At 69.3% G+C, this 20,262-nt stretch carries 14 protein-coding genes; 5 read left to right on the top strand and 9 right to left on the bottom strand.

Annotated elements, in window-relative coordinates:
• Positions 1-27: 27 nt before the first annotated feature.
• Entirely contained in the window at positions 28-768 is a 741-nt protein-coding gene (locus QFW81_RS04595; RefSeq protein WP_280577410.1) for a TetR/AcrR family transcriptional regulator, read from the bottom strand.
• Between the two features lie 223 nt (positions 769-991).
• Here QFW81_RS04595 and QFW81_RS04590 point away from each other — a divergent pair, with 223 nt between their 5' ends.
• Both QFW81_RS04590 and QFW81_RS04585 read left to right on the top strand, forming a co-directional pair.
• Positions 992-2,233 carry an efflux RND transporter periplasmic adaptor subunit gene (locus QFW81_RS04590; RefSeq protein WP_280577407.1) on the top strand — a complete coding sequence of 414 codons (1,242 nt, stop codon included), beginning with the start codon at positions 992-994 and terminating at the stop codon, positions 2,231-2,233.
• A 6-nt stretch (positions 2,234-2,239) separates the two neighbouring features.
• Positions 2,240-5,401 carry a multidrug efflux RND transporter permease subunit gene (locus QFW81_RS04585; RefSeq protein WP_280577406.1) on the top strand — a complete coding sequence of 1,054 codons (3,162 nt, stop codon included), beginning with the start codon at positions 2,240-2,242 and terminating at the stop codon, positions 5,399-5,401.
• Positions 5,402-5,549: 148 nt separating this feature from the next.
• Here QFW81_RS04585 and QFW81_RS04580 read toward each other — a convergent pair whose 3' ends face one another.
• Genes QFW81_RS04580 through QFW81_RS04560 form a run of 5 tightly spaced genes read right to left on the bottom strand, consistent with a single transcriptional unit; the run spans position 5,550 to position 11,945 of the window.
• On the bottom strand, positions 5,550-6,488 hold the full coding sequence (locus QFW81_RS04580) for a BadF/BadG/BcrA/BcrD ATPase family protein (RefSeq protein WP_280577405.1): 939 nt from the start codon (positions 6,486-6,488) through the stop codon (positions 5,550-5,552).
• Positions 6,488-7,651 (bottom strand): SIS domain-containing protein, encoded by a 1,164-nt coding sequence (locus QFW81_RS04575; RefSeq protein ID WP_280577404.1) that lies wholly within the window; start codon positions 7,649-7,651, stop codon positions 6,488-6,490. The genes QFW81_RS04580 and QFW81_RS04575 overlap by 1 nt, the downstream gene beginning before the upstream one ends.
• Positions 7,638-8,930 carry a D-tagatose-bisphosphate aldolase, class II, non-catalytic subunit gene (locus QFW81_RS04570; protein ID WP_280577403.1) on the bottom strand — a complete coding sequence of 431 codons (1,293 nt, stop codon included), beginning with the start codon at positions 8,928-8,930 and terminating at the stop codon, positions 7,638-7,640. The genes QFW81_RS04575 and QFW81_RS04570 overlap by 14 nt, the downstream gene beginning before the upstream one ends.
• A gap of 16 nt (positions 8,931-8,946) precedes the next feature.
• A complete protein-coding gene (locus QFW81_RS04565) occupies positions 8,947-9,855 on the bottom strand; it encodes an EamA family transporter (RefSeq protein ID WP_280577402.1) in 909 nt (302 codons plus the stop codon).
• Positions 9,852-11,945: a glycoside hydrolase family 36 protein gene (locus QFW81_RS04560; RefSeq protein WP_280577401.1), complete on the bottom strand. Its 2,094-nt coding sequence runs from the start codon at positions 11,943-11,945 to the stop codon at positions 9,852-9,854. The genes QFW81_RS04565 and QFW81_RS04560 overlap by 4 nt, the downstream gene beginning before the upstream one ends.
• A 113-nt stretch (positions 11,946-12,058) precedes the next feature.
• Here QFW81_RS04560 and QFW81_RS04555 point away from each other — a divergent pair, with 113 nt between their 5' ends.
• Positions 12,059-13,177, top strand: a complete 1,119-nt coding sequence (locus tag QFW81_RS04555) for an amidohydrolase family protein (RefSeq protein ID WP_280577399.1) — start codon at positions 12,059-12,061, stop codon at positions 13,175-13,177.
• Between the two features lie 19 nt (positions 13,178-13,196).
• Here the strand turns inward: QFW81_RS04555 and QFW81_RS04550 are convergent, their stop codons facing one another.
• The gene (locus QFW81_RS04550) at positions 13,197-13,976 is read right to left on the bottom strand and encodes a DeoR/GlpR family DNA-binding transcription regulator (RefSeq protein WP_280577398.1); all 780 of its coding nucleotides are present in this window, start codon (positions 13,974-13,976) and stop codon (positions 13,197-13,199) included.
• A 133-nt stretch (positions 13,977-14,109) separates the two neighbouring features.
• On the opposite strand from QFW81_RS04550, the gene QFW81_RS04545 reads away from it, so the two are divergent.
• Together QFW81_RS04545 and QFW81_RS04540 are read left to right on the top strand one after the other, a co-directional pair.
• Positions 14,110-16,980: a TonB-dependent receptor gene (locus tag QFW81_RS04545; protein ID WP_280577397.1), complete on the top strand. Its 2,871-nt coding sequence runs from the start codon at positions 14,110-14,112 to the stop codon at positions 16,978-16,980.
• A gap of 86 nt (positions 16,981-17,066) precedes the next feature.
• The gene (locus QFW81_RS04540) at positions 17,067-18,602 is read left to right on the top strand and encodes a hypothetical protein (protein WP_280577396.1); all 1,536 of its coding nucleotides are present in this window, start codon (positions 17,067-17,069) and stop codon (positions 18,600-18,602) included.
• 142 nt (positions 18,603-18,744) lie between these two features.
• Here QFW81_RS04540 and QFW81_RS04535 read toward each other — a convergent pair whose 3' ends face one another.
• Together QFW81_RS04535 and QFW81_RS04530 are read right to left on the bottom strand one after the other, a co-directional pair.
• A complete protein-coding gene (locus QFW81_RS04535; RefSeq protein WP_425603975.1) occupies positions 18,745-19,221 on the bottom strand; it encodes a YybH family protein in 477 nt (158 codons plus the stop codon).
• A 136-nt stretch (positions 19,222-19,357) separates the two neighbouring features.
• Entirely contained in the window at positions 19,358-19,726 is a 369-nt protein-coding gene (locus tag QFW81_RS04530; protein WP_280577395.1) for a nuclear transport factor 2 family protein, read from the bottom strand.
• Positions 19,727-20,262: the final 536 nt, after the last annotated feature.

Genomic DNA, 20,262 nt, shown 5'->3' with positions numbered 1-20,262 from the left:
GGGCGGAGCCTTCGGGGGAGTCAGCGGTCAGGGACGGACGGGATACGGACAGGGCGCGTCGAACACGTCGCGGCACAGGCGCCCGGTCATGCGGTCGAGCGCGGCGTCGTCGCCGGGATCGAACAGCGGACGCCAGCCGTAGCCGTTGAGCAGGTAATGCAGGTGCTTGAACAGCAGGCGGTAGGGATCTCCGATGCCGGACGGATCCAGCAGGCCCTGCTGCTGGGCGAGAGTATGCATGCCCAGGCACAGGATCCATGGGCCGATCGTCAGGCACTCGTCCGGCAGGGCGAAGCCCGGCGGCAGGTCGCCGTCGCGTCGCGCCTGCGCCGCGATGCCGTCGACCAGCCGCGCCAGCGGCTCGCAGGCTTCGAGCGCGCGCTGGCGGCTGCCCTCGGATGCCGCGCCCCAGACCACGTCGGTCCACACGAACTGCGCCAGGCGGAAATGCTCGGGCTGCTCGCGTAGCACGATCAGGTCGGCCAGCGCGATCGCGACGATGCGTTCGCGGGTCGGGCCGGACCAGCGCGCGGCGCGCTCGAACAGTTCCACCCGGTCCATGCAGTTGCGCGTGGACAGCGCCACCAGCAGGTCCTCCTTGCTGGCGAAGTGCTTGTACAGGGTACCGATCGCGTACTCGCATTCCTCGGCGATCTTCGCCATCTGCAGGTTGAGCAGGCCGTCGCGCTGGATGAGCGCCTGCGCGCAGTCGAGGAAGCGGTCCTCGCGGCGGGCGAACTCGCGTTGCTTGCGATCGACGGTGGACATGGGGAGAAGGTGCGGAGCGGCACTGGAGGAGTCGCCGGCCGCGCATTGTGAACCAGATTCATTCCGTGATCCAGCGTACACCTGCCGCACTCCATTGCCCGTCTGTCCGGATCCGCGGCGCCCCTGACTAACGGCAGGGGGCCGCCGCTCCGCGACACTCTATACTGTCCGGTACAGAAATTCAGCCGCTGCCGGCTCGTCCGGCCCGACAGGGACTGCCCCCATGCGTCGCTTGCCCATCGCCCTTCCCTTCCTGCTCCTGCTGGCCGCCTGTGGCGGGGACGAAGCCCCGCAGGCGCCGCCGCCGCCCGAGGTGGGCGTGATCGAGGCCACCAGCGCCGACATGCCGCTGACCATGGACGTCGGCGGCCGCCTCGGCGCGTTCCGCAGCGCCGACGTGCGCGCGCGGGTGCCCGGCGTGCTGCAGGAACGCGTGTACACCGAGGGCAGCGACGTGCGAGAGGGCGAGGTGCTGTTCCTGATCGATCCCGCACCGCTGCAGGCCGCGCTCGGCACCGCGCAGGCCTCGCTCGCGCAGGCCCAGGCCAACCATGCCAATGCCCGCGCCAACGCCGAGCGCGCGCGCCGGCTGGCGCCGCAGAACTACGTCTCCGCCGCCGATCTCGACAACGCGCTGGCCGCCGAACGCAGCGCCGCGGCCGCGGTCCAGGCCGGACGCGCGGCCGTCGACTCGGCCCGCATCAACCTGGGGTACGCGACCGTGCGCGCGCCGATCAGCGGGCGCGCCGGCCGCCAGCGCGTGACCGAAGGCGCGCTGGTCGGCCAGGGCGAGGCCACCCTGCTGACCACGGTCGACCAGATCGATCCGCTGTACGCGAACTTCTCGCTCGGCGTGGGCGAACTGCAGCGCATCCGCGAAGCGCAGGCGGTGGACGGCGCGCAATCCAGCGTCGAGGTCGTGCTGCCCGACGGCAGCGTGTACGACCACGCCGGCACGCTCGATTTCTCCGGCGACATCGTCGACCCCGCCACCGGCGCGATCTCGATGCGCGCGCGCATCCCCAATCCCGACGGCCGGCTGCTGCCGGGCACCTACGTCAGCCTGCGCGCGCAGCTCGGCGAACTGCAGGACGTGTTCGCCATTCCGCAGGCAGCGGTGCAGCGCGATGCCGCCAGCGCCTACGTGATGGTGGTGGGCGACGACGGCCAGGTCGCGCGTCGCGACGTGACCCTGGAACGCGCCGAGGGCGGCCGCTGGATCGTCAGCGCCGGCCTGCAGGGCGGCGAGCAGGTGATCGTGTCGGGCGTGCAGAAGGTCAAGGCCGACGCGCCGGCGAAGGCGGTGCCGTGGACGCCCGCAGTGGCGCCGGCGAACGGCCAGGCGCCAGCGCAGGCGCCCGCGTCGGGAGGCCAGGCGCCTGCGCCCGCGGCGGACGGCGCCGCACCCGACGCCGCGCCGCCCGCGGACGGTGAAGCCGCGGCCGATCCCGCCAGCGAAGGCTGACCGGCCATGTCACGCTTCTTCATCCACCACCCGGTCTTCGCCTGGGTCATCGCGATCCTGATCTCGCTCAGCGGCGTGATCGCGCTGCTCAACATGGGCGTGGAGTCGTACCCGAACGTCGCGCCGCCGCAGGTGACCGTGGGCGCGAGCTACCCCGGTGCCGATGCGCGCACCGCGGAGCAGGCGGTCACCCAGGTGATCGAGCAGCAGCTCACCGGCATCGACAACCTGCTGTACTTCAGTTCCACCTCGAGTTCCTCCGGCCGGGTGTCGATCACGCTCACCTTCGAGACCGGCACCGACGCCGACATCGCCCAGGTGCAGGTGCAGAACAAGGTGTCGCTGGCCACGCCGCGGCTGCCGACCGAGGTGGTGCAGCAGGGCGTGGTGGTGGCCAAGGCCAACGCCGGCTTCCTGATGGTGGTGGGGCTGCGCTCGAGCGATCCGTCGATGGACCGCAACGCGCTCAACGACCTGATCGCCTCGCGCATCCTCGAGCCGCTGGCGCGCGTGCCTGGGGTTGGCAACACCCAGCATTTCGGCTCCGAGTACGCCATGAACATCTGGCTCGACCCGGTCAAGCTGCAGGGCTTCGGCCTGTCGGCCAGCCAGGTGCTGGCGGCGACGCGCGCGCAGAACGCGCAGTTCGCGGCCGGCTCGGTGGGTGCCGACCCGGCGCCGGAAGGCCAGGGCTTCACCGCGACGGTCGCCGCCGAGGGCCGCTTCAGCACGCCGGAGGAGTTCCGCAACATCATCCTGCGCGCCGATGCCGACGGCGCGATCGTGCGCCTGGGCGACGTGGCGCGGGTGGAGGTCGGCGCCCAGGGCTACGGCTTCGACGCCAAGTTCAACGGCCAGCCCACCGGCGCGGTGGCGGTGATGCTGCAGCCGGGCGCGAATGCGCTGGCGGTGGCCGAGGCGATCACCGCGCGCATGGACGAACTGCAGACCACGTTCCCGGCCGGAGTGGAGTGGTACACGCCGTTCGACAGCACCACCTTCGTGCGGATCTCGATCAACGAGGTGGTCAAGACCCTGATCGAGGCCGTGGTGCTGGTGTTCCTGGTAATGCTGCTGTTCCTGCAGAACCTGCGCGCGACGATCATCCCCACGCTGGTGATCCCGGTCGCGCTGCTGGGCACCTTCCTGGGCCTGAGCCTGATCGGCTACACCATCAACCAGCTGACCATGTTCGCGATGGTGCTGGCGATCGGCATCGTGGTCGACGACGCGATCGTGGTGATCGAGAACGTCGAACGCATCATGTCGGAGGAGCACCTGCCGCCGGTCGAGGCGACCGAGAAGGCGATGGACCAGATCACCGGCGCGGTGGTCGCGATCACGGTGGTGCTCGCCGCGGTGTTCATCCCCAGCGCGCTGCAGGGCGGCGCCTCGGGCGAGATCTACAAGCAGTTCGCGATCACGATCGCGATGGCGATGGCGTTCTCGGCGTTTCTCGCGCTGGGCTTCACGCCGGCGCTGTGCGCCACCTTCCTCAAGCAGCACGCGCCGGCGGGCGGGAAGAAGGAGAACTGGATCGTCCGCAACTTCAACCGCGTCTACGACCGGGTGAGCGGGACCTATGTCGGCCACATCGGCAGTGCGATCCGGCACGCGCCGCGCTGGATGGTGGTGTTCGCCGCGCTGAGCGTGGCGTGCGGCCTGCTGTTCACGCGCCTGCCCGGCAGTTTCGTGCCCGAGGAGGACCAGGGCTACGCGCTGGCGATCGTGCAGTTGCCGCCGGGCTCCACCCTGCAGCGCACCCAGGCGGTGTTCGAGCAGGTGCGCGGGACGCTCGAGGGCATCGACGGCTACGAGGGCATGATGCAGATCGCGGGCTTCAGCTTCGTCGGCCAGGGCGAGAACGTGGGCATGGCGTTCGTCCGGCTCAAGCACTGGGACGAGCGCGACGTCACCGTGCCCGAGTTCATCCAGCAGGCCAATGGCGCGCTGCAGGGCGTGCGCGACGCGTCGATCTTCGTGGTCAACCTGCCGACGATCCAGGGCCTGGGCCAGTTCGGCGGCTTCGACATGTATCTGCAGGACCGCGCCGGACTCGGCCGCGAGGCGCTGGGCCAGGCGCGCGACACCCTGCTCGGGGCCGCGGCCCAGCGGCCGGAGGTGCTCAGCGGCGTGCGTCCGAATACCCTGGCCGATTCCCCGCAGCTGCAGCTCGACGTCGATCGTGCCCAGGCGCAGGCGATGGGGCTGTCGGTCGGCGACGTGTACAACGCCATCCAGCTGATGCTGGCGCCGGTATACGTCAACGACTATTTCGCCAATGGCCGCATCAAGCGCGTGATCATGCGCGCCGACGCGCCCTACCGCACCGGACCGGAGTCGTTCTCGCGCTTCTTCACCCCTTCCATGCAGATGGACCCCGACGGCAACGCGGCCATGATCCCGCTCAGCAACGTGGTGGATTCGGAGTGGGTGATGAACGCGCCGTCGCTGACCCGCTACAACGGCTACTCGGCGGTGAACATCAACGGCGCGCCGACGCCCGGCCGCAGTTCCGGCGAGGCGATGTCGGCCATGGAGGACATCGTGACCGAGGAACTGCCGACCGGCATCGGCTTCGACTGGACCGGCCTGTCCTACCAGGAAATCATCGCCGGCAATACCGCGACCCTGCTGCTGGTGCTCTCGGTGCTGGTGGTGTTCCTGTGCCTGGCCGCGCTGTACGAGAGCTGGTCGATCCCGGTCTCGGTGCTGCTGGTGGTGCCGCTGGGCATCCTCGGGGCGGTGGTGTTCACCATGATGCGCGGCCTGTCGAACGACATCTTCTTCAAGATCGGCCTGGTGACGGTGATCGGCCTGGCGGCGAAGAACGCGATCCTGATCGTGGAATTCGCGGTGCTCGAGCGCGCGGCCGGCAAGACCCTGCGCGATGCGGTGGTCGAAGCGGCGCGGCTGCGCTTCCGTCCGATCCTGATGACCTCGCTGGCCTTCATCATGGGCGTGGTGCCGATGGCGATCTCCACCGGCGCCGGCGCCAACGCACGCCATGCGATCGGCACCGGCGTGATCGGCGGCATGCTGTTCGCGACCTTCCTCGGCCTGCTGCTGATCCCGGTGTTCTTCGTCGCGGTGCGGCGCATGCTCGGCGACAAGATGGACGAGCCGCTGCCGCAGGCGGGCAAGGTCACGACACAAGCGGACAGCTGACGGACGGGGCGCGCGGCGGGATCCGCCGCGCGCTGCTGACGGGTCGGGTGGTCGCGACGCGCAGGCGCAGCGATCGATTCCACCAGCGGGCGCCGGCGTCGCACGGGCGTGGCGTTGGCGCCGTATGCGGCGCGCAGAGTCCGCGGCCTCAGTCGTGGCGCGACAGATGCATGGCGTAGAACGCCGCGCCCAGGTGCGGCGGATGCAGCGGCGCACGCAGCTCGAAGCGCGGGCAGGCCGCATGCAGCGACGCGGTGAACGGCGCCAGCAGCAGGGCGCCGGCGCTGAACGCACCGCCCGAGTACGACACCGGCACCGCCTCGCCGTCCCCGAAGCCCAGTGTGCGCCGCAGCGCGTCGGCGATGCGGGCCAGTTCCTCGCCGGCCACGCGGAAGATGCCGGCCGCGGTCGCGTCGCCCAGCGTCGCGGCCTCGGCCACCAGCGGCGAGAGCTGCGCCAGCGCGCCGCGCGCCAGCGCGTCCTCGCCGTAGACATGCGCGCACAGGTCCAGGTCGTGCCGCAACCCGAGCCGTTCGCGCAGCAGTCCATGCAGCGGACCGCGCGGCAGCCGGCCATCGCTCATGCGCGAGAATGCGTTGAGTCCCTGCACCGCGATCCAGTAGGCCGAGCCTTCGTCGGAGAATGCCTCGCCCCAGCCGCCGCAGCGCGCCGATTCGCCCGCGCGCTGGCCGTAGCCGATCGATCCGGTGCCGGCGACGATGTTGATGCCGTCGCCGCAGTCGAAAGAACCGGCCCAGCCGCAGACCATGTCGTTGTCGCAGCTGTAGCGCTCGTGGCCCAGCAGGTCGCGCGGGATCGCGTCGAGCATCGGGGTGACGCGGCTGTCCTCGCCGTACGCGGGCAGGCCGAAGAAGGCGTGGCGGACCGAGGCCCGCGTTTCGCCGGCGCGCGACAGCGCCGCATCGATGCCCTCCCCCAGCGCCGCACGCACGCCGTCGATCCCGACCTGCGGATGGTAGGTGGTCCCGACCTGGGCCTCTCCGAGTAGCCCGCCATTGGCGTCGACCACGGCGAAACGGGTCTTGGTGCCGCCGCCGTCGACGCCCAGGTAGCAGTCGCCGGCCATCAATCGACCAGCGGGTGGATGCGCACGCCCTGCACGACGCGGTTGACCGTGCCCTGGCGGTTGGGGTTGTCCGGCGACAGGCCGAGCGCGCGCGAGGCGAGGAAGGCGTAGACCTGCGCCACCGCGATGTACGGCCACAGCAGGTCGACGTCGGCCGCGCCCGCCAGGCCGGGCACCGCGAGCGTGTCGCGGGCCGCGGGCGTGCGCGGCCGGGCACTCACCTCGATCACGCGCGCTGCGCAGCCGTCGCGGCGCAGTTCGTCCACCAGGTCGTGGTCGTAGGCGCGCGTCATCGCATCATTGGACACGAACACCACCACCAGCGTGTTGCCGGTGACGAAGGTCTTGGGCCCGTGGCGGAACCCGAGCGGCGAGTCGAAGCAGGTGGCCACCGCGCCGTTGCTCAGTTCGCCGAGCTTGAGGCAGGCCTCGCGCGCCAGGCCCTGGAGCGGTCCGCTGCCCAGGTAGACCACGCGGTCGAAGCCGCGCAGCGCCAGCTCCTGCAGCATCGGCCGCGACTGGGCGATGACCGCTGCGGTGGCATCGGCGATCGGCGCGACGCGCGTGTCGAGCGCGGCGATGCCGCCGAGCGCGGCGAGGGTGGCGTACATCATGCAGCTGAAGCTGGAGGTCATCGCGAAGCTGGCATCGTGGGTTTCCTCCGGCAGGGTCAGCGTCAGCACCTGGCGCGCCGGAATCCGCGCCAGTGCGCCGTCGGCATTGCAGGTCACCACGAGGTGGCGCACGTCGCGCACCAGCGATTCGGCCAGCTGCACCGCGGCCAGGCTCTCGGGGCTGTTGCCGGAGCGGCCGAACGAAACCAGCAGCAACGGCTGGTCGGGATCCAGGTGCAGGCGCGGGCAGCTGACCAGGTCGGTCGTCGGCACCGCGTCCACGCGCGCGGCGAGCTGGCGGTCGAGCACCGCGGCCAGGCATTCGCCGATGTAGGCCGAGGTGCCGGCGCCGGTGAGGATCACCCGGGCCGCGGCGTTGCCGGTCACCGGGGCCAGGAAGGCCTCGATCCGCTCGCGCATCCCCGCCAGCAGGGCGTGGGTGCGTTTGAGCATGCGCGGCTGCTGCACGATCTCGCGCGCGGTCCACAGCGCGCCGGAGGCGTCGAGTTCCGCTTCCGGGATGCCGAGCAGCAGGTCAGTGGTGTTCATGGTGGGGATGGCAGGCACGGTGGTAGTCATCCAGGACGGTGGCGACATGGGCCATGGCGAGGGAACGGGGATCGGCGTCGGCGCGGCCTTCGCGCAATGCGCGCAGCGCATGCGGCAGGTACTGGCCGAGCAGGGCGATCGACGGCGGCTGCGCGCGCAGGTTGTCGAACAGCCGCTCGCGCGCCTGCTCGATCTGCGGATCGGGCCAGTAGTAGCGGATGCGGTCGCTCAGGCTGTATGAGAGGTCGCGCTCGAGCTGCGCGCCGCTGGCGTGGTAGTAGCGCTGCCAGTGGCCCGGCTGCGCGTGCATGCGCGCCACGGCGACGTCGCGCAGGCTGGCGCGGGCCTCCGGCGCCACGGTCTCGCGTTCGATCGCGTCCAGCGCCCACAGTGCCTCGCGCAGGGCGAACGTCAGCCCGGGGCCTACTTTCAGGATCGCGAAGTGGTCGCGCACCAGCGCGGCCAGCGCGTCGGGAGTCTGGTAGTCGGTCGAATGCGCCTCGAACACCATGCCCGGTACGCTCAGCACCGCCTCGCTCAGGGCGCGCGCGGCCTGCGGGCGGTAGTCGATCACGTCGTGGTGGTCGAACTCCACGCCCGGCTGCACCACAGAGGCGATCACGCGCCGCCAGGCGTCGCCGAGGCCCGCATCGGCGAACGCGGCGCGGTGGGCGTCGATCGTGGCCAGCGCGGCCTCGGGGGTGGTGACCGCGAGGCCTTCGATGGCCTCGCTCGCACCGCCGGGCACCGGCACCTCGGTGCCGATCACGTACACCGGCGGCTCGCCACCGGCCGCGGCGTGCGCGGCTTCGGCAGCGCGGCACAGGCGCACCGCGCGCGCGACGATGGTCGCTTCCGGTAGCGGTACGGGATCGCCCTCACAGGCCATCGAGCAGTCGAGGTGGATCTTGCGGAACCCCGCCGCCACGTACGCCGCGACCATCGCCTCGGCCTTGTCCATCGCCGCGTCCGCACCGAGCGCGGTCCACGGGTTCGGGCCCAGGTGGTCGCCGCCGAGTGCGATGCGCGCGCGGTCGAAGCCGACCGCATCGGCGATGCCGTGCACGAAGCGCACGAAATCCACCGGCGTCATGCCGGTGTAGCCGCCGTCCTGGTTGACCTGGTTGCAGGTGGCCTCGAACAGCACCACCGGCGCGTCGACGCGCAGCGCATGCCGCAGCGCGGCCTCGATCACCAGCGGATGGGCCGAGCACACCGAAGCGATGCCGCAGGGCTCGCCGCCGCGGTGGTGTTCGATCAGGTCGAGCATGACGCGCATGGAAGGAGGTTCCGTATCAGGGGCGGGGCGCGGCCGGCGCGCGCTCGGGTTCCATCACCAGCAGCAGCGAGGCCACCAGCGCCAGCGTCAGGCCGGCCATCTTCAGCGGCCCCGGCACCACGCCGGCAAACAGCAGCGCCAGCACGGCGGTCACCAGCGGCGCGCCGGCGTTGGTCAGCGGCGCCACCACGATCGCCTTGCCGTAGCGGAAGGCGTAGACCAGCGTCAGCGCGCCGACCGCGTTGAGGATCTGGATCGCCGCGGTCATCCAGGGCCCATCGAGTCCCATGTTCACCGGCCGGCTGAAGTCGGTCATCGCCCAGGCCACCGGCACCAGCAGCAGCGCGCCGGCCATCATGTAGAAGAAGATGCTCTCGGCGCTCACCGTGTTGTTGGCCAGCTTCATGAAATACGCCTGCACGCCCCAGGCCGCCATGATCAGCAGTGCCAGCGGGAACCAGCCCAGCCCTTCGGCGCCCGGCTGCCCGAACGACAGGTCCAGCATCGGCAGCGCCACCAGTGCCAGCACGATGCCGGCCGCGCCCAGCATCCCGGTGCGTTCGCGCAGCAGCAGCATCGACAGCGCGATGGTGACCACCGGCGACAGCGAGATGATCGGGAAGATGAAGTACGCCGGCCCCGTCGTGAGCGCCTTGAACAGGATCATCTGTCCACCCGCGCCGAGCAGGCCGATCGCCATGCCGAAGGCGATCGCGCGTGGGCTGCGGTCGAGTGCCCAGCCCGTGCGCCACAGCACGAACAGCGCCGGCGGAACCATCGTCAGCGCCCACACGCAGTAGACCAGCGTGTCGGGGAAGCCGCGTTCGGCCGACAGCCCCGCGAGCGCGCCCCACGCGCCCCACAGCGCGACCGTCACCAGCGCATAGACCAGCCACGGGCGGCCGGTGTTCGGCGCGGCGCTCATGCCGCGCCGCCTTCGGGCGTGGCCTGCAGCAGCAGGAAGCCTTCGAAGCGCGCATCCAGCGTGGCCGTGCGCGCGTCCACCACGCCCAGGTCGTGTTCGTCGAACAGGTCGCGCACGCGCCAGCGGCCCGGGCCCAGGCCGCGCAGCTGCAGCGGCCCGTTCCAGTCGTCGGCGTAGAAGGTGTAGTACATCGCGCCGTCCTTCGCGATCGCGTGCGCCTCGGGCCGGTCGAAGCCGATGTCGTACAGCGCGCCGCGGTACTCGCCCTTCGGCAGCATGTGCGCCTTGTACAGGTCCACCCACTTGCGCCACAGCGCTTCCTTCTCCGGCGTGAGCACGAAGCCGCCGGGCGGCAGCGGGCCGGGGTTCGGGCGGTCGGTGTCGCGCGGCCAGGTGAACTTGGTCGAGATCACCGCGCCGATGCCGACGCTGCTGGCGAAATCCCGGCCGCCGGTGCTGAGTTCGACGTGGTCGCCGGCGTAGCTGCTGCCGCGCCCCACCAGCGCCTTGACGGTCTTGCCCTTGTGCCGCACCTGCCAGGACGACAGCGGGTCGGAGGAGGGGAACTGGTCGGTCGCCGGCAGGTTGTGGAACGCGAACGCGGTGCCGCAGGGGCACAGCTCGACCACGGCCTCGGGATTGGCCCCGCGCGCCGCGGCGTGGATCGCGTTCCAGAAGTCCGGCATCTTTTCGCAGGACTCGTTCGGATGCGCGTGCCCGTGCGCGGGGTTGTAGCAGGGCGCGACCGCGTTGAGGTGCTGGCCGTCGAGCTTGAGGCCTTCGAAGCCCCACTCGCCGATCGCCTTCTTCACGAACGCGACGTAGTACGCGATCGTCTTGTCGTAGGCGGGGCACTGGGTCAGCGCGTTCCACCACGTGACGGTCTGGAACGCGCCGTACTGGTCGAGCAGCAGCATGTCCGGATGCTGGTGCAGCACGTCGCTGCCCGGGTCGGCGGCGAGCGGTGCCAGCCACAGGCGCGGTCGCATGCCCTGCGCGCGCACCGCATCGGTAAAGGCGCGCATGTCGGCGTCGCCGCGCGGGAACTTGCGCCGGTCGATCGCCCAGTCGCCCTCGTTGGTCTGCCAGCCGTCGTCCAGCACCGCCCACTCGAACCCGAGCTCGCGCGCCTTGGGCAGGGTGGCCAGCACCTGTTCGGTGCTGAAGTCGCGCTCGTAGCCCCAGGCGCACCAGATCGGCGCGAACGCGGACTCGGGCACCTCGCGGGCGGCGACGCCCTGGTCCTGCAGGAAGCCGCGGTAAAGCTCGAGCGGCGCGTAGAAGTCGCCGGTATGCACGCACAGAAAGGTGCGATCGGTCGTCAGCGTGCCGCCGGCTGGCAGCGCGACCGGCTGTGCGCTTTCGAGCGCGATGCTGGCGCCGCGCACGGTCTTGCGGACCGGCATGTCCAGCAGCTTCGGCACCGGTTCCACATGGCCGACGGCCAGGCCGCCGTCGCGCCGCCACAGATTGGCCACCGGCGTGCCGCCGCCGTAGTCAGACGAATCCATCGCCAGCGTATTGCGCTGGTTGAAGTCCGCGTCCACGGGCTGCACCCAGTCACGCCGGTCGGTGTGGGTGGCGCCGGAAAAGCTCCAGAACCCGCCGGGCGCATCGTCCAGCTCGTGCGCGGCGTTGCGCCAGCCGGCGACCTCGAGCGGCGCGTCGCCGCCATTGCGGTAGGTGGTGGCCAGGATCGCCAGGCCCGGATAGCGGGCGTAGAACGTCGCGTCGACGGTCTTCTCGATGCCGCCGGCGGAACGGCCGCGCAGCACGTGGCGGCGGCCGGCGCCGTGGCGGGGATCGTCCAGCGGTTCGACGCGCTCGTCGAGGAAGGCGAAGTCCTGCAGTTCGCTGCCATCGGCCAGCAGCAGCACTTCACTGGGCTGGAACCCGGTGAGCGCGGTGTCGGCGCGCTCGATCGCCGTGTGCATCCGCGCGTCGAAGCGGATCGACAGGTGGTCGTCGTGCGCCACCGCGCGTGCCGGCCGGGAGGACCCGGCACGCGCGGCGGACACGGAGGGGAGCGCGGCCAGCGCGACGGTGCCTGCGGCCAGCTTGAGGACGGAGCGGCGTCCGATCGGGGTCATGCGACGGTTCCGAAGGAGTGCGGGGGGCATTCTGCGTGACCCTCCCGGGTGATGCAACATTTTTGTTGCGATATGTTGTATATAAGTTTCGTTACATTCCTGTGGAGCCCGCGATGCACGCCCGAACCCTGACCTGCGTCGGCGCCCTGCTGGCGTTCGCGACCGCCTGCGCCCCGGTCGCCACCACGCCCGCCCTGGTTGACGCGCCCGCGCGCGACGCGACCTACACGATGGACGACTTCGCGCGCGTGGCGAAGTTCGATGCCCACGTGCATGCCAACACGACCCAGCGCGCCTTCCTCGACCAGGCCACGGCCGACGGATTCGAGCTGCTGACGATCAATGTCGATTACCCCGTGTTCCCGTCGATCGAGGACCAGCGCACGGCCGCGCTCGCCCTGGCGAAGGCGGACCCGGCGCGCCTGCACTGGGCGGCCACGTTCCCGATGGACGGGTTCCCGGCGCCGCAGTGGCGCAGTTCGGTCGCACAGGCGATCGACGCCGCGGCCGAGGAGGGCGCGCTCGCGGTCAAGATCTGGAAGAACGTCGGCATGATCGAGAAGGACGCGGACGGGCGCCTGGTCATGCTCGACCACCCTGCGCTGTCGCCGGTCGCCGAACAGGTGCGTGCACGCGGGCTGGCCCTGATCGGCCACCAGGGCGAGCCGCACAACTGCTGGCTGCCGCTGGAGCAGATGACCACCGACAACGATCGCGAGTACTTCCGCAACCATCCGCAGTACCACATGTACCTGCACCCGGAGGAGCCCTCGTACGAGGACCACATGGCGGTGCGGGACCGGTTCGTGGCCGCGCACCCGCAGCTGCGCTTCGTCGGCGCGCACATGGCCAGCCTCGAGTACGACGTCGACCGCCTGGGCGCGTTCCTCGACCGCTTCCCGAACGCCAGCGTCGACCTCGCCGCGCGCATGAGCCAGGTGCAATACCAGTCGGTGCGCGACCGCGAGCGCGTGCGCCGCTTCTTCATCCGCTACCAGGACCGGATCGTCTACGGCACCGACCTCACCCAGGGCCCGGACGCGGACCCGGCCGAGTTCGCGCGCACCGCGCACGAGGTCTGGACCTCCGACTGGCGCTACCTCGCCACGGGGGAGTCCCAGCGCGTGGACATGATCGACGCCGACGTGCCTGGCCTGGCGCTGCCGCGCGAGGTGATCGACAGGATCTACTTCGCCAACGCGCGCCGCGTGTTCGTGCGCGACGGTGGCTGAGTCGATGGGGCAGTGCGGCCTATGCCAGCAGCAGTTCGAACCCGAGCTGCAGGCTGGCGGCGCGGATCTCCTCCGGCGCGCCGGTATCGGTGATCAGCGCGTCCAGTTCGCGCACCGCGATGATGCGGTGCAGGCACACGGTGCCGAACTTGGAGCTGTCGGTGATCGCCACCACGTGCCGCGCGGCCTCGACCATCTTGCGGTTGAGCATCGCCTCGGGCTCGTAGTGCGTGGTGATGCCGCGTTCGAGATCGAACCCGTCCACGCCCAGGAACAGGCGGTCCACGTGCAGCGCGTCGAGCGCCTCGACCGTGAGGCCGCCATAGAAGGCCATGTTCTTGCGCCGCAGCTCACCGCCCAGCATCACCAGTCGCAGGTTGGTCTTGGGCGTGAGCGCGCTGAGCACGCCGAAATCGTTGGTGACCACGGTCACCTCGATGTTCGGCAGTGCCTCGGCCAGCTGGATCGCGGTGGTACCCGAATCGATGGCGATGGTGTCGCCGGCCTTGACCAGAGCGGCCGCGCGCTGGCCGATGCGCCGCTTCTCCTCCAGGTGCGCGGTGCGCTTGGCCTCGTAGGGCGGCTCGGCCAGGGTGCCCCCGACCACGTGGCTGTCGATCGCGCCACCGTAGGCCCGCGCCATCACCCCGCGTTCGGCGAGGTAGCGCAGGTCCTTGCGCACGGTCTGCATGCTGACCCCGAACCGGCGGGCCAGCGCGGTCACCTGCACGCTGCCGTGCTGGCGCACGAGTTCGCTGATCTGCAGGCGTCGCTGGCTGGTGTCGCGGGTGGCGGCCATGGGGTCCTTTCCGTGTGCGACCGGAGTATGCGACATTTCGTTAAATTTCGCTATTGATGCTAAACGAAACATGAGATAGGCTCGGTTTCGTTTCGTTAAGCCTTGCCGTCCAACGCCCGAGGAGAGAGCTGCCGTGACATCTGCCCGCCTGCACCGGAAGACGCTTTTCTGCAGTATCGCCCTGGCCCTGCTGCCGTCCGCGGCCTTCGCCCAGCAGGCCGGGGCCGACACCACCGCCGATCCGCAGGTTGGCCAGTCCGCCACCGAGTCGATCGAATCGCTCGACACCGTGATCGTGACCGGCGTGCGCGGCAGCCTGGCGCGCGCCACCGAGCTCAAGCGCGAATCCTCGACCGTGCAGGACTCGATCAGCGCGCTGGAACTGGGCAAGTTCCCGGACGACAACGTGGCCGATTCGCTGAGCCACATCACCGGCGTGTCGATCTCGCGCACCGCCGGCGGCGAAGGCCAGAAGGTGAGCGTGCGCGGCCTGGGGCCGGAGTACACGCTCACCACCTTCAACGGCCGCATCCTCGCCACCGACGGCGCCGGCCGCGACTTCGCCTACGACGTGCTGCCCGCCGACGTGATCAGCGGCGCGGACGTGATCAAGGGCGCACAGGCTTCGCTGACCGAGGGCGCGATCGGTGGCCTGATCAACCTGCGTTCGGCCAGTCCGTTCGACCAGGCCGGCCAGCACGGCGTGGTGCGGCTGGAGGGCGACCGAAACCTGATGTCCGAGCAGAACGGCGGCAAGGTCTCGGCCGCCTACAGCAACACCTTCGCCGACGACACCTTCGGCGTGCTGCTCGGCGTGGTGTACGGGCGTCGCAAGGACCGTACCGACGTGGCCGGCAACGACGGCGGCTGGAGCCGCAACGCCGACCCGACCGACGAGAGCTGGCTGTGGGGCAACACCTGGGGCGGCCACATCGACCCCAACGGCAACGGCGTGCTCGACGAGGAGGAATACGGCCTGATCGGTCCCGGCCAGTTCCGGATCGGCTCGATCCTGGAAGAGAAGAAGCGCAAGGCGTTCTCGGCCAAGCTCGAATGGCGGCCGAGCGACAGCGTCAAGGTGTCCTTCGACGGCCTCAAGACGCGGCTGGATTCGCCCCAGGTCGGCTACCAGCAGTCGTACTACCCGCTGTTCGCGCCCGGTCGCTGGTCGAACATGACGATCGACAACGGCATCGTCACCGACTTCACCATGGACAACCCCGATCCGGAGTTGCGGCTTAACCCCGAACTGCTCAACCAGACCGAGTACCGCGTGGTCGACACCGATCTGTACGGTGTCAACGGCGAGTGGAAGGTCAACGACGATTTCACCGTCACCGCCGACCTGTACCGCTCCACCTCCAGCCGCTACTCCGGCGGCCAGGATTCCTACGTGGTGCTGCGCATGGCGCGGCCGAACGTGGCCCGCATCTGGCTCAACGGCGGGATTCCGAACGTCGACGCGGACTTCGACGACGGGCGCAATTTGATCGACGGCCTGGCCAACGGCGAGTTCGGCCCGAGCGATTTCAACACCCACTACTTCTCGCTGGCCGGCGACAACATCGACGACCGCATCAACGGCGGTTCGGTGGCCGGCGAGCTGTTCGTCGGCGAGCTGGGCATCGACCGGCTGAAGTTCGGCTTCACCCGCACCGACCGCCGCAAGGCGCGCGACCTGGTCAACAATGCGCTCAACGGCGGCGCCGACTACTACTCCAGCGGCAACGCGATCAACGTCGCCGACCTCGGCGGCAGCGTGCTGTCGGACACCTTCAACCTGCCGAACTTCATGAGCGGTGTGTCGTCGGTGTTCCCGCGCTCGTTCCTGGGCTTCGACGTGCCCGGCTACATCGCCGCGCTGCGCGCCTACGACGGCACCCCGCGTCCCGGCGGCGGCACCTACGACTACGCGGCCGCCGCGCCGGTGTGGAACCCGCTGCAGAGCTATCGCGTGAGCGAGAAGACCAACGCCGCCTACATCGAGCTCGACCTGGCCGGCGAGCGCTGGGAAGGCAACGCCGGCCTGCGCCTGGTCAAGACCCAGACCACCGCCCAGGCCTGGGACGCGAAGATCCTGAGCATCGTCGAGTTCGGCGCGTTCAACTATTCCGCGGTGTACGACGAGCCCAGTTCGGTGTACCAGGAGGCCGAGTACACCTACGCCCTGCCGACCGCCAACTTCACCTGGCACTTCACCGACACGCTGCAGCTGCGCCTGGGCGCGGCCAAGACCATGGCGCGTCCGGCGGTGAGCCAGCTGGCGCCCACCAACACCACCGAGAGCGTGTCCTGGGGTGAGTTCACCCAGATCTACGGCGGCAATGCCGAACTCAAGCCCTACACCGCGCGCCAGGGCGACGTCTCGCTGGAGTGGTATTTCTCGGAGAACTCGATCGCCAACTTCGCGGTGTTCCACAAGCGCATCGAGAACCAGATCACCACCAGCTGGGAGCCGGGCCAGGACATCGGCGTGGGGCCGATCGTCGACACCGAGGGCAATCCGGTCACCGACGGGCCGACCCTGTTCAACGTGATGCGCCCGATCAACGGCGACTACGCCAAGGTACGCGGCTTCGAGGCCGGCCTGCAGCATTTCTGGGACAGCGGCTTCGGCTTCCGCGCCCAGTACACCCGCAACTGGTCCAAGAGCTGGGTGGCCGACGAAGAGCGTCCGCTCGAGGGCATCGCGCCGTCGGTGTACTCGCTGGGCGTGATGTACGAGAAGGGCGCGTGGTCGGCCGGCGCCACCGCCGACCACACCGACGGCTTCGTCACCGCGATCAACGTGCTGGGCGGCGGCTACAACGAACAGGCCGATCCGATCACCTGGCTCACCGCGCACGTCTCCTACAACGTCAACGACGACTTCACCGTGTCGCTGGAGGGCAGCAACCTGCTCGACGAGGAGAACACCTACAGCATCAACGGCAATCCGATGCTGTCGCAGGGCTACTATCGCTACGGGCGCGCGCTCACCCTGGGGCTGAGCTACCGCTTCTGACGGCGCTTCGCGGCCGGCCGACCACGGCCGGCCATTTCCCCGGACAAGGAGTCGACGCGATGCGAGGGTGGAAGCGATGTGCGGGCGTGATCCCGCTGGCCCTGGTGCTGGCCTGCGCCGGCGCCTCGCAGGCGGTGTCGCGGGATGCGGAGCGTGAGCGCGTGGAGGATTCACACGCGTATGCGTGGGCCGGGATGATTCCGCAGGCCGCGCACCCTGCCGCCGTACGTTTCGTGGTGGCGCGGCCGCTGGGGCGCGCTGCGTCCGTGAACGACACCCCGGCCGGGCTGGCCGCAGCGCCAGCGCATGTCGCCGCTGCCGATGCGGCTCCCTCACCCGCGACAGCGCAGGCCGTGCCCGGGCGCGCCACCGGTGGCCGCGGCTTCCGCCACCGGCGTGCGAGCTCCGCGTTCGAGCCGGTGCCGCTGCAGTCGCGGATCGATGCCGTGCAACCGATGACCGGCATCGTGCTGTGGAACGACAACGCGGCCGGCCTGGCCGCGCTGGGCCACGACGTGCAGCTGGAGTTCGCCTATCTGCGCTACCGCGACGTGAGCCCGACCTCGGACGTCTTCGACTGGTCCGCCGTCGACACGCGCTTGGCCGCCGCGGCCGCGCGCGGCCACCAGATGATCCTGCGCTTCCACGACACCTACCCCGGGCGCACCGAGATCTCCCTCCCGGTCGACATCGCCGGCGGTCCGGACCACGTCACCGCCTTCCACACCGTCGAGGGCCGCCGGACCTTCATCCCCGACTGGCGCTCGCAGCGGCTGCAGCAGTTCGTGCTCGACTTCTACGCCCGCTTCGCGCAGCGCTACGACCGCGATCCGCGACTGGCCTTCGTCCAGGTCGGGTTCGGCTCCTACGCCGAATACCACCTCTGGGACGGACCGCTGACGCTCGGGCACACGTTCCCGTCCAAGGCGTTCCAGCAGCAGGCGCTCGAACACCTGGGCGCGAATTTCTTGGACACGCTGTGGTCGGTCTCGATCGACGCCGCGAGCGCCGTCTACTCGCCGTTCCCGTCCGTGCCGTCGCTGCGCACCCTGCGCTTCGGCCTGTTCGACGACTCCTTCATGCACGAGCGGCACTCGGAAAGCGACAGCGAGTACAACCGCGCCGCCTGGCGCTTCTTCGGCGACGCACGCCATCACGACGGTCCTGCCGGCGGCGAGTTCAGCTACTACAGCGAGTACGACCAGGCCCACGTGCTCGACCTGCCAAACGGCCCGCACGGCCGCAGCTTCGAATCCTTCGCCGCCCAGTACCGCATCAGCTACATCATCGGCAACGACCAGCCGCGCTACCAGGCCCGCGCCCGCATCCGCCAGGCCGCCATGGCCACCGGTTACGCGTTCCGCATCACCCGGCTCGAGAGCAACGGCGAATGCGTGCGCCTGACCGTGCGCAACGACGGCGTCGCGCCGATCTATTACGACGCCTGGCCGGCTGGGAACGGCCATCGCGCCACCACTTCGCTCAAGGGCCTGCTGCCAGGTGCGGCGCGTGACTTCGAAACCTGCCCGGGCCCGCATGCGCGCGAAGCGCTGCAAGTGGGCATCGAGAGCGACCGCCTGGTGCCGGGTCAGCGGATCCAGTTCGAGGCGGCGTTGCCGTAACGGACTGCCGCACGGCGGATGTTCGGAGCTACCACGCGGGGTCAGTGGGGTCGGAAGCGGAAGTCGGCTGGAACTGCCGCTATGGACCGAGTTGCGCTGAAGGCAGGGATGTGAATTTCGGGTGCTGATTGACCCCGCACCTCTACTGCTCTGGCGGACGCTGGCTTCCCGGTGTCGTGTTCAGGTTGTCCATGTCCGAGTAGATCAGCCACGGCTCGCCCGGCGCACGACGCAGAGTGAGGGTGAACTTGCCTATGTCGTTGGGTGCACTGCCGTAGCGATACGTACCGATGATGTAGCCGATCGTGTCTCCAGTTGCAAAGGCGATTGCGCGCAACTGCAATGGGCCGACGGCCTGCCCCTCGTAGGCTGCCTGGATGGCTGAGCGTCCGCGAACCGGCGGACGATTGCTTTGCAATATGAACCCATCCTCGGCGAACAGCGAGGCGAGGGCAGTTGCATCGCCCGCGCGCCACGCGTGCTCATAGTCGCGAAGCACTCGATCCAGCTCAGCCGGTAAGGCAGCATAAGGAAGCTCTGCCAGCGGGCTCTGCCCACGCAGGGGTGATGCGACCAGCATGAGGCCAAGAACGACGGCCACGAGGATGGAGCGACTCATAGGTTTCAGCGTCCTTGAAGTGACGTGCGGTCCCAACACCTAAGTTAGGCCGACCCGCGCAGTGGGGTGAACCACGTGGCAAGCACTTCATGCCTTGTGGGTCGCGCAGCGAAGCGGGTTGGGCTTGAATGCATCGTCAGGCGGCGCCTGGCGGATCCTTCCGTTCCGGCGTCTCAGTATGAGCAGACGCCAACCATGTGCCACTCTTCTTTACCCATACGGTGGTGTCAAACACGACCATCTCGTTACTTCTGCCACCCATCGTGAAGGACTGCTTTGCCCCGTAAGAGGCGATCGCCACACCTGGAATGGGAAAGATCACCCTCTCATCGAAGAACTCGAAAGACGTGATGCGAGCATCCCCGGCCTGGGCCATTGCCTTGTACGCAGCGGGATCAAAACACCGGATTCCGCGGGCACTCGCCGCAATCGACTGCTCATCCAGGAGTGAAACGGCAGTATCGATGTCCATGTCCATCATGGCCTGCCAGAACTTGCGCTCCAAGGCCATGATCTCATCTCGCGTAGTCATACGGGCACCTTACGCTTGGGACTGGGGGAGAATGTCGCACGCCGAATGTCTTGCCAGCGTCGTCAGCACGGTGTCCCTCCCAGGCCCCCTAATACCTGAACTAACCCGTGCAGCAAGCGGCATCGGGCTGAATGAGCGGTTAGACGCCTGCCGCGCGCCACACGAAGTACGCAATCAATGCTGCAACGAACAACGTAGCAATGCCTACGCCCGTGGCAACCTCCGCCGATACGACGCGAGGCGCGAGCTTGGCAGCTCGCCTCCTGGCCTTGAACCGAGCCTGGAAGTCCCATGGCTCAACCGTATACGTACCGAACGAGAAGATTGGCACAACGACGGCGCCGATCACGTACCCGATGCCGTAGAACACGACTTCGAAGAGCGGTCTCAGTACCAGTTCTGTTAGCAAGCTTCTGTAATGACCCAGTGATTTCCTGCTCAGGTGCTACCTTTTGAAGGAGAGCACGATGAGCCAAGTGATGGACGAAGAGATCAAGCGTTGGACGGCC

The sequence above is a fragment of the Luteimonas kalidii genome (assembly GCF_029887935.1).
GTDB lineage: Bacteria > Pseudomonadota > Gammaproteobacteria > Xanthomonadales > Xanthomonadaceae > Luteimonas > Luteimonas kalidii.
The sequence above is the reverse complement of the archived record's forward strand: the minus strand, read 5'-3'. Positions and strand labels throughout refer to the sequence as shown.

Excerpts from the sequence above, each read along its gene's own strand:
- QFW81_RS04595 (WP_280577410.1), bottom strand. The coding sequence starts at position 768 with ATGTCCACCGTCGATCGCAAGCAACGCGAGTTCGCCCGCCGCGAGGAC.
- QFW81_RS04590 (WP_280577407.1), top strand. The coding sequence starts at position 992 with ATGCGTCGCTTGCCCATCGCCCTTCCCTTCCTGCTCCTGCTGGCCGCC.
- QFW81_RS04585 (WP_280577406.1), top strand. The coding sequence starts at position 2,240 with ATGTCACGCTTCTTCATCCACCACCCGGTCTTCGCCTGGGTCATCGCG.
- QFW81_RS04580 (WP_280577405.1), bottom strand. The coding sequence starts at position 6,488 with ATGGCCGGCGACTGCTACCTGGGCGTCGACGGCGGCGGCACCAAGACC.
- QFW81_RS04575 (WP_280577404.1), bottom strand. The coding sequence starts at position 7,651 with ATGAACACCACTGACCTGCTGCTCGGCATCCCGGAAGCGGAACTCGAC.
- QFW81_RS04570 (WP_280577403.1), bottom strand. The coding sequence starts at position 8,930 with ATGCGCGTCATGCTCGACCTGATCGAACACCACCGCGGCGGCGAGCCC.
- QFW81_RS04565 (WP_280577402.1), bottom strand. The coding sequence starts at position 9,855 with ATGAGCGCCGCGCCGAACACCGGCCGCCCGTGGCTGGTCTATGCGCTG.
- QFW81_RS04560 (WP_280577401.1), bottom strand. The coding sequence starts at position 11,945 with ATGACCCCGATCGGACGCCGCTCCGTCCTCAAGCTGGCCGCAGGCACC.
- QFW81_RS04555 (WP_280577399.1), top strand. The coding sequence starts at position 12,059 with ATGCACGCCCGAACCCTGACCTGCGTCGGCGCCCTGCTGGCGTTCGCG.
- QFW81_RS04550 (WP_280577398.1), bottom strand. The coding sequence starts at position 13,976 with ATGGCCGCCACCCGCGACACCAGCCAGCGACGCCTGCAGATCAGCGAA.
- QFW81_RS04535 (WP_425603975.1), bottom strand. The coding sequence starts at position 19,221 with ATGAGTCGCTCCATCCTCGTGGCCGTCGTTCTTGGCCTCATGCTGGTC.